Raw genomic sequence first — 16,720 nt, 5'->3', positions numbered from 1 at the left:
AATGATTATATTAACTACACACGTTTATTAGTAAACAGAGCCAGGCGTTATTCGGTATTAGTGACAGATGGTAAAATATGTCAATTCCCGGTCATTCTTATTATCTTTAAACTAATGTCTAAATACGCATTAATGCGCCATTAGGCTTTGTTATCTCTTCAACTGTTATCTGGTTCATTTTACAAAAATGTTTAAAAAATTGTTGAGCCAGCTCTTGTTCATTTGGATCACTCTTCAACGAAATGATATCAAGTAAAATTTGAGCCATCCATAAATTTTCAAAATAACGATATTTACCTGTCTTCCATGTCATTTTTTCAGGGAATTTTTCATTTATATAATATTGCCAGAAAAGTAGCTGATCTGATTCTTGTTCTGTCAGTTGAATTCTGTATTTTGAATGAGCAGGTATCTGTCCATCTTCACAAAGCTTACCAACAAAATCTTCTTTCACCATATAGACACCTAAGATACGTCTGTCTTTTTCAGACATGCTGGAATCTATTGCTGTTAATAGAACAGCGCTATTTTGGTGCAAGCGGCTCGGTTTGTTTGGCTTTCCTTTGTTATTACCGCTTTTTAATACACCTGAGAAAACTTGCCACTCTGAAAAAGCATTATTCTGTTCTTCTGTGTCACACCAAAAAACCATTTGTGAGGCGGGATGCAGTTTATGGTTTTTCATAAGTTTTTCGTGTTCCAAGCGAAGCACCAGTTTTTCCCGCTGTCGTTTTTGTTCCTCTTCCTTCTTCCTTTCTTCCTCTTTTCGTTCAATCTCCTTTTTTTGTATAATTTCTTCAAGTACCTTAGCATCACTTTTATCATGTAGTTTTAGGTGCTGTCCAAATACATCAGGGAAAACAAACATTTTATTTTCCGATGCGAAATGTATTTCAATACTAGAATCATTATGTTTAACTATACTACCTATACCAAAACGCTTGTGTGTAACTTTCTTATTAATTAGATTCATTATTTTAAGTCCTCCTTATGGAATAAAAATTCGGTTACTATTAGATAGTAAATTAATCATTTTATTCAACTTACTTCCCTTAAAGCTCACACAACTGTTTTGATTTTTCTTCGGCTTCAAAAAGATATAAAAAAAACGTATCCAAATTCTATCTGCAAAAAAGGACAGCGGAATTCGAAATACGATTTCAAAAAAACAATTGTAATACTATTATAACATTTTTTATTAATTTTACAAATTTATTATTGACAATTTATTTTAATGTAAGGTAAAATGATCATTTATTCTCCGTATTTCCTTGAAATAACTATAAAATAAAAGCCGCGAAACTTCTGAAAATCCCTATAAATTAACCACTTGATTACCCATGATAAGTATAAAAGGGCCTCATAATATAAAATCAAGCCAAGCAATCCCTTTCCTAAAAAAGAAACGGACTGTACTAATCATATATGCTGAATATAAGTCATTTTCCAATTAAATTCCATATAAAAACCCCAATTTCGCAAAGGTTATTTGCAAAAAAAATCAGGGTCGAGATTGAAAATGTTTACTTTTTCAAATTATATAGCATAGCTTTTAAATTTATGGAATCGTTTGCGAATTACATGTGTACCAGATACATCATAAAAATTTTAACCAAGCAACCGCTTCACAATGTGTCGTGGTTATTATTGGGTTACCATTCATTGACCTTGTTTTATAGTATTGGAACACAATTCATTAGAAGTTTTTTTTTATTTTTTTGCATTTCTTCTTGGTGTTTTGAAATAATTTCCATCCATTGCACCTGCATCCATTTGACCTCTGTCAGTAGCGTGGCGTTTTCAAGTTTGGCCATCCCTAAACCTTCCGTCAGTCCTATTGAATGAGCGGCCACTTAGACTAATTGTTTAGCCTTTGGTAGCTGTGGACTTTTCATTCCATCTACTTGTCGGTATAAAAAGAGTAATTCTTCTGGTGTTTTCCCTCGAATATCCATTGGTAGTGGCGTTTTTTCCAACACTGCATACGCCATTTTCCTGAAGCTTTTAAATACTTTTGTAAACTCAGGGAAAAAGCAATCTAGCCAACGAATGAAGCGGCTTTGAAGGGCATTTAAATCTACTTGAAACTTGGCGCGTAATGTTGACCCATTGCGGAGTTCTGCTTCCACAACCTCTAAGATGCGTGGCTAACTAAAGCGTCCATCTCGCATTAGACGGGAGATGACAAGCACGTCCTTTTGGTCATTTTTCATTTGTAGGTTGTCATCCAACTCTTTTGAACGGTTGACGTGCATGAGATCGACCATCACAAATGGAATCCCTTAGTTTGTTAAAAACGCCACTAAGTTCATTCAGTAGTGCCCTGTTGGCTCGAAACCAACGAGGATTTCCTGTTTTTCATGCGCTGCTTTTAAGGCAAGCAGATGCTCATAAAAGGCTTCAAATCCTGCGTATGATTGCAGAATCACATATGACTTTTGAAGCACACGTCCTCAATCATCAATGGTACAAGTGAAATGTTTGTGCTTCACGAAATCGATGCCAATAACAAGTATATTTTCAGAAACTTGATTAATTTTTTGATTCTTATTAGAAATTATAAGATAGTCCTCTTTCATAGATGGTTTGAGTCAATTTTCTGGTTGAGACTCATGCATCATACTGAAGGCACTGAAAAAGCCGATTTGCCACAAAAAATGTGATACAAATCGACTTTTTTAAGTTTTCAAATCTAATAAAAGACAGATTACTAATATAAAAGAATGAATTTTTTTAGTTTTTCAGTGCCCTCCATCATACTAGAGGGCTTTTTTTATTTCAAGTCCCTAAAAATCCTTCTAACAGCAATGCTCCTTTTTAAAATTAATTTTGGTTCATATTTCCGCTTCTCATCATTTTGAGATGGTAATGCACAAACTTAAATATTTAAACCAATTTCCACCATAAATTTTATCTATTAGAAATACATAATAAATTATTATATAATGATAGTTAAAACCTATCATTATAAATACTTGGGAGGAATTTTGATGGAACTAAAACAATTGGAATACTTTATCGTATTATGTCAAGAGCTGCATTTTACACGTGCGGCGGAGAAACTAGGTATTGCCCAACCTTCTCTTAGTCAACAAATTGGCTTGTTAGAACATGAAGTAGGGATGCCTTTATTTGATCGTATTGGCAAAAAAAATATACTTACTGATGCAGGTAAAACATTGCTCCATCACAGCTACAATGTTTTTCATGAAATTTCTCAGGCACGTGCTGCAATTAGCGAGCTTCAGGGATTAGAGAGGGGCACGCTCAAAATAGGCTCCCTACTCACAGTTGTTAATTACTTGCTTCCCCCAACAGTTATCGGGTTTCACAATGCTTATCCCAATGTAGAACTTTCTGTACAAGGGTTACGAACTGGAGATATTTACAAAGGACTATTACAAAATGATTTGGATTTAGGTATCGTTTTTTTACCGTTGGAACATGAAGACCTAGAAGCTATTCCGCTCTATAAAGAAGATCTTGCTTTTGCTGCACCTATAGATCACATCATTGCTAAAGAGGCGTGTGTATCACTTCAAGTTTTAAAAGAGACACCATCTATTTTATTACCTGAAACCTATTTTTTACGACAAGTTATTAACGAACAGTGTCGCTTAATGAATTTCGCACCCAAACCAGTACTTGAAATGACGACGATGGAATCTATCATTCAAATGGTGAGTAAAGGCGTTGGTGTCACGATACTACCAAAAGCTTACTTAGACTATATTGATCATATTCATATTAAAACGATTCCTATTCAAGATCCGGTAATCACCACACAGATTGGCATTGCCTATCGAAAGAACAAACATTTATGTGCTGCTAGTCGTGTTTTTATGGACCAATTGATTAAAACAATTAAAGATGAACGCTTTCACTAGAATTTTATCAGGAATAATCTTTATGCTTTTCAATACTTTTTCAGTACAACTTCAATAAGGTCAACGGCTTGGTCAATTTCTTCTTTAGTAATTAATAAACTTGGTGCCAGACGGATTACATGGGTTCCCGCAGTAAGTACGAGCAGTCCTTGTTGCAGCAGCTCTTGAATTATTGGGGCAATTGGTTCGCGACATTCAATACCAATTAAGAGACCAAGCCCTCTTATATTTTGTATACTAGGATAGTGCTGAAGTTGATCTGTCAAGCGCTGCAATGCGTATATCCCAAGTTTTGTAACATGTTCCATTAAGCATCCATCAAGTAGCGTTTCAAGAGTTGCAAGACCTGCGGTTACTGCAAGAGGACCTCCCCCAAAAGTCGAACCATGACTCCCTGCTGAGAAAGCCTCTCGAAGTTCTTTCTTACCCATCATTGCACCGATTGGAAACCCGCTAGCTAGTCCTTTGGCAAGCGTGATGATATCTGGTTCGATACCATAATGCTCATAAGCGAACAAACTCCCTGTACGCCCCATGCCAGTCTGTACTTCATCGATAATGAGTAGCATCCCCTGATCTTTACATAAAGCAGAGAGTTCATCTACGAATTCTTGCTCTGCTGGATAAACTCCACTCTCTCCTTGCACTAACTCCATCATTATCGCTGCAGTTTGATCGGTTATTTGTTCTTTTACAGATTGAAGATCATTTAAACATGCATATTTAAATCCTTGTGGTAAAGGATGAAAACCGTCCTTAACTTTGTCTTGTCCTGTTGCAGTCAATGTTGCTATGGTACGCCCATGAAATGATTTTTCAAATGTAATAATTTCATATTTCCCATTTTTCAGTACACCTTGATGATACCTTCTCGCACATTTGATGGCTGCTTCGTTAGCTTCAGCACCACTGTTGCAAAAGAAAACGAGATCCATACAACTATGATTGACTAGCATTTGTGCAAGTTTCTCTTGATTCGGTATATGAAAGAAATTAGAAACATGCCATACACGATCTAGTTGTTCCTTAATTTTTTCTTTAACTTTCATAGGTACATGACCTAAATTACATACCGCAACACCAGACATAAAATCCAAATACTCTTTTCCCTGTTCATCCCATAACCGACTCCCTTCTCCTCTGACTAGTGAAATAGGGTATTTAGCATATGTCGGGAACATAACATCATTCTCCAAATGACCCACAATACATCACTCCCTAAAATATTCTTTTATCTTATATAGAAACAAAATGCATTGACCGACTTCTTATTCATGATTATAGAAATAAAAAGATGACTATTATCGTTTTATTAGCCTCAAAATGTATTTTGGTAATTCCTAATTATATTTTTATTACAATATAAGTGTCTAATTCCTCTACTACCCAAAACGTTTTTGAAAATCAATCATAAAATCCGTCAACGCTTGACATTGTTCGTATGTAACTGCGTTATAAATAGAAACGCGAAGGTGTCCTGCATCCCGATGACCCCTCACCCCAACAAAACCATTTTCCTCTGCTTCTTGTATAAAAAGCTTTTCTATTTTATTATTAAGGATACTAAATGTCACATTCATCATTGAGCGGCTCTCTAAATGAACTAATCCATTATAAAATCCAGCACTATTATCAATTGTGCTATATATTAAATCCGCTTTCTGATGATTACGCTTTTCAATAGCTTTTACTCCTCCATTATTTCGGATCCATTTCAACATAAGATTTACTATATAAACAGCGAACACTGGAGGGGTATGGTATAAGGATCGACTATTCGCGTGAATTCGGTAATTCATAATATCGGGAATATTTTTTGGAATATTTTCCATTAGATCACGCTTTACAATCACAGTTGTAACACCTGAAGGTCCTAAGTTTTTTTGTGCACCTGCATATATGAGAGAAAAATTTGAAACATCAATATGTCGAGACAAAATATCACTGGACATATCTACAATAAGTGGTACTTTGCCAGTATCTATAAAACTCTGATATTGGGTACCTAGTATTGTTTCATTAGAAGTAAGATGAATATACGCAGTTTCTGGGTCAATCTTCACCCTAGAAAGGTCAGGAACCTTTTTAAAATGAGCGTGCCCCGAACTTCCTCCAATAGTAACCTTGCCAAATTTCCTCGCTTCTGCTATCGCTTTTTCTGACCATGTTCCGCTTTGCAAGTAACTTGCTTTACGTCCTTCGGTTAAAAAGTTCATAGGTACCATGGCAAACTGCATACTTGCACCGCCTTGAAGAAACAACACCTCATAATCAGAAGGAATGTTAAGAAGATCCTTCAACAATTGTTGTGTTTCCTCGTTAATATTCTCATACTCCTTACTTCTATGGGATATCTCTAAGATAGACAAATTAGTTCCCTGTAAATCGAGGAGTTCATCTTGTATTTGTAGCATTACTTCCAAAGGTAAAGTTGCTAGCCCCGCATTAAAGTTATAAACTTGTTTCATACTTCAATCCTCCTATTTTGTTGGAGATATTTTAAACACCTTCATAGTTCACCTTTTCTAATATTCTTATTTCTGAAATTCTATAAATTTCTCTTGGACTCCTACTTCACAATGCCTATGATAAGCGGCAAAGTCAGGAGAACCTACGCCTCGCTTAAATGTAATGGAATGGCGAATGGCGGCTGTAATAAACTTTTTCGCTTCTTTAACAGCTGCTTGGACAGACTTACCTTTTGCTAACTGAGCTGTAATTGCTGCAGAGTAGTTACATCCTGCTCCGTTTGTATGAATTGTATCAATACGCTACACTTCAAATATTTGTAATTTATCTCCATCATATAGCACATCACTATCTGGACCTTTGAGGCGTCCTCCTTTGACAAGGACATATTTTGAACCTAATTTCTTCAATTCTATTGCTGCTAGTTGTAAATCATCAACAATTGTAAGTTGTTGATACAATTTTAACAATAGTTCCATTTCTATCATATTTTGTGTAATGATTGTCGCTAAAGGTATTAATTTTGTTTTAAGGGTATTGATAGCATCGTCTTTTAACAAAGGCGTGTCCATTTTACCAACCATGACTGGATCCACAACAACATTTGTCATGTCGGCTTCTTCAATCCACTTGGCTACATGGGAAATACTCTCCTTTGTATAGAGCATTCCCGTTTTTATCGCATCTACCCCGATGTCACGAAGCACTGTATATGCCTGTACTTCAATAGCACTCAATTCTATAGAAAATACATTTTGATTGGTATATGAATGGTATGTAACAATACCAGTGACAGAACTTAGACCAAACTCACCCATCTCCTAGAAAGTTTTTAAATTAACTTGAATCCCAGCATCTCCCCTTGCAGCAGAATCCGCTATTGATAAAGCTCTAGGTACCCACATATGATCCAATCCTCTCGTGTTTATAAATCTAAATTTTCTTTGTCTTTCATTTGTGGCCTAGCGTTTACCCATCCACCGAAATAGAATATATTTGAGCGGCTATTCAAATACAATTACTTTTTAAAAAACTCTTTCGTTTTCTCTAGTGCTAAAATGAATCGATCGACATCTTCTTCCGTATTGTATAAGTAAAAGCTGGCACGTGCCGTAGCACTAGCTTCAAAGTGTAGCATTAATGGTTGGCAGCAATGATGCCCAGCGCGTATTGCTATACCATAAGTATCGAGAACCGTAGCTAGATCATGCGGATGCACTTTGCCTAAATTAAACGTAACCAACCCGAAACGTCCATCATCAGGTCCATACATTCTCACATCTTCAATTTGTTTCATTCGTTCCACCGCATAGCTAGTTAATTGTTTATCGTGCTTTTCTATCGTATCTAATCCTATTGCTTTTAGAAAATCAATGGCTGTACCTAAACCAATTGCACCTGCGATAATTGGAGTTCCTCCTTCAAACTTCCACGGTAATTCTTTCCAAGATGCATCATATAAATCAACATGATTGATCATTTCTCCTCCAAATTCAATCGGTTCCATCTGCTCAAGCAATTGCTTTTTTCCGTACAATACTCCAATACCGGTTGGTCCACACATCTTATGACCTGAAAAGGCATAGAAATCGCAGTTCAAATCCTGAACATCTACCTTCATATGAGGGACACTTTGTGCACCATCCACTATGATGATAGCACCATGTTTATGAGCAATTGCAGCTATTTGTTTCACTGGGTTTGCAATTCCCAATACATTAGAAACATGCGAAATGGCTACAATTTTCGTGTGGTCAGTAATTGTTTTCTCGACATCTCCAATAGAAAATGTCCCATCATTTTGGAGTGGGATATATTTTAATTTTGCTTTCGTTGCTTTTGCCACTTGTTGCCAAGGAAGCAGATTACTATGATGTTCCATTGCGGAGATCACAATTTCATCACCTTCATTGCAGACAGCCCGTGCATAGCTACTAGCTACTAGATTTATAGAAGATGTCGTACCACGAGTGAAGGTAACTTCTTTTTCCGTCTTTGCATTAAGGAAATTAGCTACTTTCTTCCGTGCTCCTTCATAAGCATCTGTAGCACGTGAACTTAACGTATGTACTCCTCTGTGTACATTAGCATTATCTTGTTCATAGTATTGTTGCAATGATTCAATGACTTGGAGCGGTTTCTGTGTTGATGCTGCGTTATCCAAGTAAACCAATGGATGCCCATAAATCTCTTGATTCAGTATCGGAAATTGTTTTCGTATATTGATTAATTTCATTACTATTCTCATCCTATATTTTTGACATTACTAAGTGCTTGATAATGGGCCTTGATTGTATCTTCAATATCTTCTTCGGAGTGTGCTGCCGATATAAACATCACCTCATAAGGTGTAGGGGCTGTCAAAATCCCCAAATTCAGCATACTCATATAATATTTTTTAAAAACTTGCATATCCGAACTCTTAGCTGTTTCATAATCAACAACCTCTTGTTCTGTAAAAAAGGTAGAAAGCATGGAGCCTACCCTGTTGATTTTTAGTGGCACACTTGTCAATTCAGCGTTTTGTCTGAAACCTTCTTCTAATCTTGCAGCTTTTCTTTCCAACTCATCATAGATTTCAATCTTCTCCAATAACTGAAGGGTTTTATATCCAGCTGACATGGCAAGTGGATTCCCCGATAATGTGCCTGCTTGGTAAATAGGTCCCGCAGGTGCAATTTGCTCCATGATTTCACGTTTACCTCCATAAGCGCCTACAGGTAATCCTCCTCCGATGATCTTTCCCAAACAAGTAATATCAGGATTAACTCCGTACAGACTCTGTGCTCCATGATAGTCTACGCGAAATCCAGTCATTACTTCGTCAAAGATAAGTAAGCTTCTATACTGTTCGGTAATCTCACGTAACCCTTGGAGAAAGCCAGGATTTGGAGGAACAACTCCCATATTTCCTGCAACTGGCTCAACAATAACGGCTGCAATTCGTTCCCCAAATTGTTCAAAAGTATGACGAATACTCTCCATACCGTTATAAGGTAATGTAATAGTATCACTAGCGACGTTATTGGGTATCCCTGGACTATCAGGCAATCCTAATGTGGCGACACCCGAACCTGCTTTGATTAACAAAGCATCGGCATGTCCATGATAACCACCTTGAAATTTAACAATTTTTTGTCTCTTCGTATATCCCCTTGCCAAACGTAATGCACTCATTACAGCTTCTGTTCCAGAGTTAACCATACGTACCATTTCAATAGATGGAACAATTTCACATATTAATTTAGCCATTTTCACTTCAATTTCAGTAGACAATCCAAAGCTTGATCCATCGCTTACTGCTTTCTGTATCTCTTTCTCCACTGCTGGATGGGCATGACCAAGTATCAAAGGTCCCCATGAACATATATAATCAATATACTCATTTCCATCAACATCAAAGATGTGAGATCCTTGACCTTTTGTAATAAAAACAGGAGGAGAGTCAACCAACGAAAACGCACGTACCGGGCTGTTCACTCCTCCAGGAATCACACTTTTTGCTTGTTCGAATAATGCTTTGGAATAAAAATCCACTCTTTTTGTATTCATTTATTTTCTCCTCTCAGTGAATCTTCCCCTCATATAAGGTGAACCTCGAAGTTATTTTATTGACCTCATCACTAAGCTGTTTAATTAATCTTGAATCTTGTGGGTTTTTCAATGCTTGTGAAATAATATGTGCTATCTCTATCATCTCATCTGGTCCCATTCCTCTTGTAGTTATGGCTGGTGTACCAAGGCGGATTCCGCTTGTTATTTGTGGACTTGTCGGATCAAATGGAATTGCGTTTTTGTTTACCGTGATGCCAATCTCATCAAGGAGAAGTTGTGCATCTATTCCAGTGATCTCAATATTGCGAAGATCTAAGAGGATAAGATGATTGTCAGTACCTCCCGATACAACATTTAACCCCTCTTCCATCAATGCTTCAGCTAATACTTTTGCATTCTGAAGTACATATTTCATATATTGTTTAAATTCAGAGGAGAAATTTTCTTTAAATGCTATCGCTTTGGCAGCAATCATATGCATAAGGGGTCCACCCTGAATAGCTGGAAAGACTGCTTTATCAATTGCTTGTGCCCAGGATTTCTTACATAAAATGACTCCTCCTCTTGGTCCTCGCAGTGTTTTATGGGTTGTCGTTGTTACAAAATCAGCATGTGGCACAGGGTTTGGATGTAAACCAGCTGCAACAATACCAGCAATATGAGCCATATCTACAAGAAATAACGCATCTACCTCTTTAGCAATTTCAGAAAAAGCTTCGAAATCAATGGTACGTGGATAAGCACTTGCTCCCACTACAATCATTCGAGGTTTATGTTCATGGGCAAGTTTCCTCACTTCTTCATAGTCTATTAGGTGGGTTTGTTCGTCGACACCATAAGAAACAAAATGATATAGCTGACCAGAAAAATTAACGGGACTTCCATGTGTTAAATGACCACCATGTGATAAATTCATGCCTAAAATCGTATCTCCTGGATTTACAGCTGCAAAATAAACTGCTGCATTAGCCTGCGATCCTGAGTGTGGCTGTACATTGGCATGTTCTGCATCAAATAGATCTTTAACTCTTTCTCTAGCCAATTCTTCTACTATGTCAACATACTCACAACCTCCATAATATCTTTGTCCTGGATAGCCTTCCGCATATTTATTTGTTAGGACTGTACCCATTGCTTCCATAACAGCTTCACTAACAAAGTTTTCTGAGGCAATCAATTCAATTTTATCGCGCTGTCGATATAGCTCCTGCTGAATTGCTTTTGCTATAGCAGGATCTTCTTTAAATAAATTCTCCATTTACATTTCCCCCCTGATGTACAACTTTATTACATAGTGATTTTTTACTTATCAATTTAGAATTCAATTTTATAAATTATTTCACTAGTTACTCTTTTCATTACAATCTTAATATGCAAGTTTAACATTTATGATCTAATATTTAAGGTGGATTAAAAAACTCATTCTTATTCTTAAACAACAAGAATGACATCTTAAAAGTTCTATTTGTTGGATATTAAATAATGTTACTTAACTACTTATTAAATTAATCTCTCATTCTTAATTGTTCATTCCAATAATAACTGTCAGGGTACTCTCTTTCTCCAAATATTGCAGTTCCTACTCGAACAAGCGTTGCCCCTTCTTCTATGGCTATCTCGAAATCACCGGACATACCCATTGACAGTATATCCATTTCAACTCCAGGATAATTTTGATCAATAACCTGTTGCTGAATTGACTTTAGGAGACGAAAACATTCTCTAGTCTCTTTATCATCAGTAGTCAATTTTCCAATTGTCATTAGACCTTTAATATTTAAGGTATCTAATTCAGAAAGTTGTTCTATCAAATTTAAAGTTTCCTCAGGTGCAACTCCAAATTTGCTTTCTTCATATGATGTGTTAACCTGTACAAGAATATCTAACTTTCTATTTTCCTTTGTAAGTTCCCTATGTAATACCCTCCCCAACTTCAAACGGTCAACTGAATGAATGCAAGTTACATATTTTAATACCTGCTTCACTTTATTTGTTTGCAAATGACCTATGAAGTGCCATTCTATATTTTCATTTGGAAATAAAGAATACTTTTCCTGTAATTCTTGAACTTTATTTTCTCCAATCAAAGTCTCACCAGTATCAAGAGCCTGCTTAATTCTATCTGCTGAGACCGTTTTTGTTGCTAATAGTAACTTTACGTTTTTGGGGTTTCTCCGTGCTGATTGACATGTCAAATTTATTTTTTCTCTCACAAATTTCAAGTTGTCCTCAATCCACAAAAAATTCATTTTACTCCTCATTTCTTTAAAAGGAATTTGTTAGGAGGGAGTATCTGGACTCGAACCAGAATATAAGGTTTTGCAGACCTTCGCCTTTCCACTTTGGCTATACTCCCAAAAATAAGTTTGTTACGTTATATTCGATATTACCCACTCTAAATCATAAGTACAATCTCTATTTTTTACTAATAACGATTGGTTTTACCTATCATTATTAGGAAGTCTTTTATTTTAAATAAAGATTTAGAATTAAAACATAAATATTCGTACCTCAAAAAAATAAATTATTTTAGAATATCATCATAAATTATTTCTATGATTATTTTATTATGATAGTTATTGACCATGTCGATAGAATAGTTACAAAATTTTCTAAGTAAAACTCTCATTACTATTTTTTCCTTTTCACTTTTAAAAAGGGGTATGCTCAGGACACTCTTTAAGTGCAGTTTCATGGATTAAATATTTTTGTATTAACTGACAATAATGAGGCGCATTTTCATCGCCATTATCTAGGCGAAAATAAATACAACCTAAACAAAATTCTGATACAACTAGATGCCCTTTTTTCTGTAAAGTAGAAACAACAGTTCCAAGTCCAAGTTCTAATTGAGACAAAATATTTTCAGGTAAAGACTGTAGTGCATCCTCTAATGATCACTCCCTGTCATCAAGATTAGAAATGACCTTTTGTCCTTTTTCAGTTAAAGAAATTAGAGTCACACGCCTATCATCAACCTTTTGAGTTTTATAAATTAGTTTTTTCTACCAATCTATTTAGTATTTTAACTGCTGTTACATGTGTTGTACCGATTGTACTAGCAAAATTCCCTACTGTAGCCATATCATTTCTAGTGTGAGCAGCAAATAATAGTGCTTGCGTTTGTACAGGTGATAACCCGAGTGCATCGCTTTCCTCTTGTGTCATTTTTTTGATTGCCTGCGATATTCGGAATAAAGCCATGCTCATTCTTGCAGATTGATTATCTTTTCGATATTGAGGAGCAAACATTATGATATTTCATACCTTTCCACATTTAATTTATCATATGTGGTAAAAATATAAATTAAAGTCATATTTTAGACAAAATATTAAAAAAAGGGGAAGGTGCCCATACAACACCTTCTTTTAGAAGTTATCCCTTAACATCATCTAAACTTGCACCATAATTGATATGGTATACATTTTCGCCGATTACCAAGGCTGGGACTGATTTTACTCCAACTTTTTCTGCTTCTTCAATACGATTTTGGTCAGTGCCAAGATGTACCACTTCTGTAGTAGTCTTTGATTTGTCAAGATAATCAAGAATCATTTGCTCTGCATCTACACAAATTGGACAACCGGCATGATAAAAAACTGCTTTTGACATTTCCCCATCATCTCCTTCATTTTTTTGTAGCATTGCTACTTAATTTTTATTATAGGAAATGCCAAAAAAGTAAACAATACCAAATCACCTATAGTTATCATAGGTAAATACAATAGATTCATGAATCGATACAATTTACTTTTATTGTTTCAGCCAAGCTCAAACAGACTGCTTTGACTTTCACTCTGGCTATGTAGAGCAAAATAGAGTACTTCCATGTATTACTTATTGAGCAATCCATATTTTAGTAAAAAATTATCTAGGAGTGAATCAAATGCTAAAAGTTATCCGGGGTGATAAAAGTCCTCTATGGCAGCAGCTTCTCGATCAAGCAATTCATACAAATATTACGGCAAGAAAATGACCACCCGGTGAATTACTGTGAGCTAGCCGTATTAGTCGGTGTCTCACACTCAAACATACAAATTGTTTATGAGGAATCATTCAGTCATGGATATACTGTGACAAATCGGTGAGGTGGATCAAGAGGAAATGAGTGGGGTTATAAAACCAAATCCTCACAAGAAGTTATATCTCAGGGGCCAACTACGCCAGAATTCCCCTTATTAATTTCATCAGTCAACCATTTAAGAAGCAAGTTAAGAGGTAAAGAAAATAAAAACTTAGAAATCGATTTTTCTCCCTATGAACCATATGTGGACGATAATTTTCGGAAAATACACCAACAATCCAATCTTGTCTTTGTTACTCCCTCGTATCCGTGTGCCGTTGGGGTTAGTTTCTCCATCGGGTTCAAAATTTCTTTCTATTTCTTCAACATTTTTAACTAGGGTGTGTCTAAAAATTATATGCTAGTTTTGGTAGAATGGATAAAATAAGAAAATGAGGTGCATAAATGGCACTAAGTCGCTACGAATTATCCGATGAACAATGGGATCAAATTCAACATCTATTTTCAGCTTATACCACAGGTCGCCCTTCTAAACGAAGTAACCGCGAAATGTTCAATGCAATGTTATAGATTGCCAGCAGTGGTGCCCCTTGGCATGATTTACCTGAACACTATGGATTTTGGAAAACAGCTTATGCTCGCTTTTGCAAATGGCGAAATGATGGAACCTTAGTACGCATTTTTCAATCCCTTCAACTGGAAGCTGACTTTGAACACCTCAGTATTGATTCGACAAGTATTCAAGCACATCAACACAGCACTGGTGCAAAAAAAGGCACTAAATCACGAATTTGCCCAACATATTGGTGTGAGTCGTGGCGGAAATACGACGAAAATCCATACGGTTGTCAATGCACTCGGTAATCCATTGTTGTTCCAATTAACAGGTGGCCCCGTCTATGATAGTCAACCTGCCCTTGGGCTATTAGCAAACATTTCATTAGAGGGAAGCCATGTCCTTGGTGATAAAGCTTACGGGTCATAAGAAATTCGTGATTACCTAACAAGCCAAGGGGCAAGCTACGTCATTCCGCCACGTGTGAATGCTAAAAAAACGTGGTCTGTTGACTGGTATCTTTATAAAGAATGCCACTTAGTTGAGTGTTTTTTCAATAAAATAAAGCATTTCCGTCGAGTAGCAACCCGTTATGATAAACTTGCGACTTCTTTTTTAGTATTCATTTATATGGCAGCAATCTTCAAGTTAACTCAATGAATCTGAATTTTTAGACATATCCTAGTATATTCTTTAACTAAAAATAAAAAAATCACTTACTTTTTCAGTTAGAAAAATAAGTGATTTTAAACTTTTCACTGCTTATTAGCATCATTAATATTTCTCACAATATCTCTTTTTTAGTTCTATTCTCTTGTATTTCCACACCCCAGATCAATTACCACTGAAACGGTAATGTGGTTTTTTAGTACTTTATTCCTCATTTTTTCACCTTTCCTACAAATACGAAATGCTTGTGAAAGTGTTTAAAACTAAGGATTTCTATATAGTTTCTCTTTGTAGAAACGAGACACACTCCACATGTGTAGAGTGCTGACGGTAGTATAAATCACAAAAATAAAATGAGATGTAGTGGTGTGGTTACGGTTCACCGTAGGTATTTAAGAGGCAAAAATTGGCCCATATTAAGAAAAATATATCTAGCTATATAGATTGAACTTTAGAACCTAACACAAAGTCGGTCGATTATACCTTGTGTATCTTCACTTTGACAACGGATAAATTCACGAACAGCGAGTTTGATTTGCGATGTACTTGAAAAAAAGACATTATGAATGACGCTGTCTTTCAACCATTTCCATAGCCCCTCAATTAAATTCAATTGCGGGCTGTAAGGTGGTAAAAACACCAGTTGTAATCGATTTTGATGCAGCTTTAAAAAAGGCTGAATGAGCTTCGCATGATGAATGCGAGCGTTATCGAGGATCATGACAATTTTTCCATTTGGGTAATGAGCAATGACTTTTTCTAAGAAACGCAGGAAGACTTCTGCATCGTATTTCTCTTCTTCGACGCAGAAGATTTCACCTGTTTCATAATTTAACGTACCGATTAATTTCACGCCTTGATGCTTACCGTATGTGGGGATTTGACGCTGTTTCCCTTTTGGAAACCATGACTTTTGAATGGCTTGGTAGTCACGAATCATGGACTCATCTTGAAAGAGAAGGTGATCGATTTCCTCATACAATAGCTTTTTTTAAAGCAGGAAATGTTTCTTCTTTAAATGTTTTTTGCTTTTCTGGGTCCGCATTCGCCAACGTATAGGTAGGGCGCGTATGACTAAATTGCATGCGTTCTAATAATTTAGACATGCCACGTAAAGAATAGGACACAGCCCATTCACGTTTCACGAGTGAAACGAGTAACGCGAGCGTCCAATTCGTATACGGTGCAAATCCCACATCAGCAGGCGTTTTCGTTGTGACAATCTCAGCCAACTCAGCACGTTGTTCGATGGTCAAACGATGTGGTTTACCTGTAGAAATCCCCATGCGTAAACCTGTTATGCCTTCTTTTTTATAGGCTTTAATATATTCACCAACAGTTGCTCGATTGCGTTGAATGATCATCGCAATTTCAACGTTATTTTTTCCTTCAAGGTGTAGAAATACAGTCTGATACCGCTCAAATAGTCGCTTATCCTTTGTTTGTCGCATCGCCGTTTGAAGTTCTTCTCGTTGTTCATTGCGTAACATGTGGGATCATCCTTTCGACAATAAGTTTGTATACTTTACCCATTTTGAAGGAGATAGAAGCTTTAGTTC

At 36.2% G+C, this 16,720-nt stretch carries 15 protein-coding genes, 1 tRNA gene and 2 pseudogenes; 2 read left to right on the top strand and 16 right to left on the bottom strand.

Translation table 11 applies throughout. From position 1 onward, the window contains the following. Positions 1 to 118: 118 nt before the first annotated feature. The 5 genes from ADM90_RS13420 to ADM90_RS25350 all read right to left on the bottom strand — a co-directional run bounded on the left by ADM90_RS13420 (position 119) and on the right by ADM90_RS25350 (position 2,447). On the bottom strand, positions 119 to 973 hold the full coding sequence (locus tag ADM90_RS13420; protein WP_053995472.1) for a hypothetical protein: 855 nt from the start codon (positions 971 to 973) through the stop codon (positions 119 to 121). 700 nt (positions 974 to 1,673) lie between these two features. Further along, positions 1,674 to 1,814: a hypothetical protein gene (locus ADM90_RS24515; protein WP_161804075.1), complete on the bottom strand. Its 141-nt coding sequence runs from the start codon at positions 1,812 to 1,814 to the stop codon at positions 1,674 to 1,676. 39 nt (positions 1,815 to 1,853) lie between these two features. After that, positions 1,854 to 2,129, bottom strand: a complete 276-nt coding sequence (locus tag ADM90_RS13415) for a hypothetical protein (protein WP_053995471.1) — start codon at positions 2,127 to 2,129, stop codon at positions 1,854 to 1,856. A gap of 18 nt (positions 2,130 to 2,147) precedes the next feature. Beyond that, positions 2,148 to 2,270, bottom strand: a complete 123-nt coding sequence (locus ADM90_RS25355; RefSeq protein WP_268766632.1) for a hypothetical protein — start codon at positions 2,268 to 2,270, stop codon at positions 2,148 to 2,150. Between the two features lie 42 nt (positions 2,271 to 2,312). After that, complete coding sequence (locus ADM90_RS25350; protein ID WP_161804074.1) at positions 2,313 to 2,447, bottom strand: IS110 family transposase; 135 nt, start codon at positions 2,445 to 2,447, stop codon at positions 2,313 to 2,315. Positions 2,448 to 2,990: 543 nt separating this feature from the next. Here ADM90_RS25350 and ADM90_RS13410 point away from each other — a divergent pair. Then, complete coding sequence (locus ADM90_RS13410; RefSeq protein ID WP_053995470.1) at positions 2,991 to 3,887, top strand: LysR family transcriptional regulator; 897 nt, start codon at positions 2,991 to 2,993, stop codon at positions 3,885 to 3,887. A gap of 29 nt (positions 3,888 to 3,916) precedes the next feature. On the opposite strand, the gene ADM90_RS13405 is transcribed toward ADM90_RS13410, so the two are convergent. From ADM90_RS13405 to ADM90_RS13360, 10 genes and pseudogenes are all read right to left on the bottom strand, one after another. Further along, the gene (locus ADM90_RS13405) at positions 3,917 to 5,068 is read right to left on the bottom strand and encodes an acetylornithine transaminase (protein WP_053995564.1); all 1,152 of its coding nucleotides are present in this window, start codon (positions 5,066 to 5,068) and stop codon (positions 3,917 to 3,919) included. Between the two features lie 201 nt (positions 5,069 to 5,269). After that, on the bottom strand, positions 5,270 to 6,355 hold the full coding sequence (gene serC, locus ADM90_RS13400; protein WP_053995469.1) for a 3-phosphoserine/phosphohydroxythreonine transaminase: 1,086 nt from the start codon (positions 6,353 to 6,355) through the stop codon (positions 5,270 to 5,272). A 66-nt stretch (positions 6,356 to 6,421) separates the two neighbouring features. Then, a pseudogene (thiD, locus tag ADM90_RS13395) lies at positions 6,422 to 7,174 on the bottom strand (bifunctional hydroxymethylpyrimidine kinase/phosphomethylpyrimidine kinase). 200 nt (positions 7,175 to 7,374) lie between these two features. Beyond that, a complete protein-coding gene (locus ADM90_RS13390) occupies positions 7,375 to 8,592 on the bottom strand; it encodes a cysteine desulfurase (RefSeq protein WP_053995468.1) in 1,218 nt (405 codons plus the stop codon). 8 nt (positions 8,593 to 8,600) lie between these two features. Beyond that, positions 8,601 to 9,908, bottom strand: coding sequence for a glutamate-1-semialdehyde 2,1-aminomutase (hemL, locus tag ADM90_RS13385; RefSeq protein ID WP_053995467.1), 1,308 nt, complete (start codon positions 9,906 to 9,908; stop codon positions 8,601 to 8,603). A gap of 13 nt (positions 9,909 to 9,921) precedes the next feature. After that, positions 9,922 to 11,169 carry a serine hydroxymethyltransferase gene (locus ADM90_RS13380; RefSeq protein WP_053995466.1) on the bottom strand — a complete coding sequence of 416 codons (1,248 nt, stop codon included), beginning with the start codon at positions 11,167 to 11,169 and terminating at the stop codon, positions 9,922 to 9,924. Positions 11,170 to 11,416: 247 nt separating this feature from the next. Continuing rightward, on the bottom strand, positions 11,417 to 12,160 hold the full coding sequence (locus tag ADM90_RS13375; RefSeq protein WP_053995465.1) for a YggS family pyridoxal phosphate-dependent enzyme: 744 nt from the start codon (positions 12,158 to 12,160) through the stop codon (positions 11,417 to 11,419). 35 nt (positions 12,161 to 12,195) lie between these two features. Further along, positions 12,196 to 12,267 (bottom strand) — tRNA-Cys (locus ADM90_RS13370). Positions 12,268 to 12,899: 632 nt separating this feature from the next. Next, positions 12,900 to 13,163 carry a MarR family transcriptional regulator gene (locus ADM90_RS25100; protein WP_235473532.1) on the bottom strand — a complete coding sequence of 88 codons (264 nt, stop codon included), beginning with the start codon at positions 13,161 to 13,163 and terminating at the stop codon, positions 12,900 to 12,902. Between the two features lie 124 nt (positions 13,164 to 13,287). Beyond that, positions 13,288 to 13,524: a thioredoxin family protein gene (locus ADM90_RS13360; RefSeq protein WP_053995464.1), complete on the bottom strand. Its 237-nt coding sequence runs from the start codon at positions 13,522 to 13,524 to the stop codon at positions 13,288 to 13,290. An 856-nt stretch (positions 13,525 to 14,380) separates the two neighbouring features. Between ADM90_RS13360 and ADM90_RS23870 the strand changes: the two are divergent. Beyond that, positions 14,381 to 15,152, top strand: a pseudogene (locus tag ADM90_RS23870) (IS5 family transposase). A 460-nt stretch (positions 15,153 to 15,612) separates the two neighbouring features. Here ADM90_RS23870 and ADM90_RS23865 read toward each other — a convergent pair. Then, positions 15,613 to 16,651 (bottom strand): IS630 family transposase gene (locus tag ADM90_RS23865; protein WP_152927960.1). Its coding sequence is split into 2 segments (ribosomal slippage): positions 15,613 to 16,152 and positions 16,154 to 16,651, totalling 1,038 coding nucleotides; the frame shifts between segments, so codons are not numbered across the junction. Between the last annotated feature and the right edge of the window lie 69 nt (positions 16,652 to 16,720).

Source organism: Lysinibacillus macroides (genome assembly GCF_001281525.1).
Classification (GTDB): Bacteria; Bacillota; Bacilli; order Bacillales_A; family Planococcaceae; genus Lysinibacillus; species Lysinibacillus macroides.
The sequence above is the reverse complement of the archived record's forward strand: the minus strand, read 5'-3'. Positions and strand labels throughout refer to the sequence as shown.

Excerpts from the sequence above, each read along its gene's own strand:
- ADM90_RS13375 (WP_053995465.1), bottom strand. The coding sequence starts at position 12,160 with ATGAATTTTTTGTGGATTGAGGACAACTTGAAATTTGTGAGAGAAAAA.
- hemL (WP_053995467.1), bottom strand. The coding sequence starts at position 9,908 with ATGAATACAAAAAGAGTGGATTTTTATTCCAAAGCATTATTCGAACAA.
- ADM90_RS13390 (WP_053995468.1), bottom strand. The coding sequence starts at position 8,592 with ATGAAATTAATCAATATACGAAAACAATTTCCGATACTGAATCAAGAG.
- serC (WP_053995469.1), bottom strand. The coding sequence starts at position 6,355 with ATGAAACAAGTTTATAACTTTAATGCGGGGCTAGCAACTTTACCTTTG.
- ADM90_RS13405 (WP_053995564.1), bottom strand. The coding sequence starts at position 5,068 with ATGTTCCCGACATATGCTAAATACCCTATTTCACTAGTCAGAGGAGAA.
- ADM90_RS25100 (WP_235473532.1), bottom strand. The coding sequence starts at position 13,163 with ATGTTTGCTCCTCAATATCGAAAAGATAATCAATCTGCAAGAATGAGC.
- ADM90_RS13380 (WP_053995466.1), bottom strand. The coding sequence starts at position 11,169 with ATGGAGAATTTATTTAAAGAAGATCCTGCTATAGCAAAAGCAATTCAG.
- ADM90_RS24515 (WP_161804075.1), bottom strand. The coding sequence starts at position 1,814 with ATGGCCAAACTTGAAAACGCCACGCTACTGACAGAGGTCAAATGGATG.
- ADM90_RS13360 (WP_053995464.1), bottom strand. The coding sequence starts at position 13,524 with ATGTCAAAAGCAGTTTTTTATCATGCCGGTTGTCCAATTTGTGTAGAT.
- ADM90_RS13420 (WP_053995472.1), bottom strand. The coding sequence starts at position 973 with ATGAATCTAATTAATAAGAAAGTTACACACAAGCGTTTTGGTATAGGT.
- ADM90_RS13410 (WP_053995470.1), top strand. The coding sequence starts at position 2,991 with ATGGAACTAAAACAATTGGAATACTTTATCGTATTATGTCAAGAGCTG.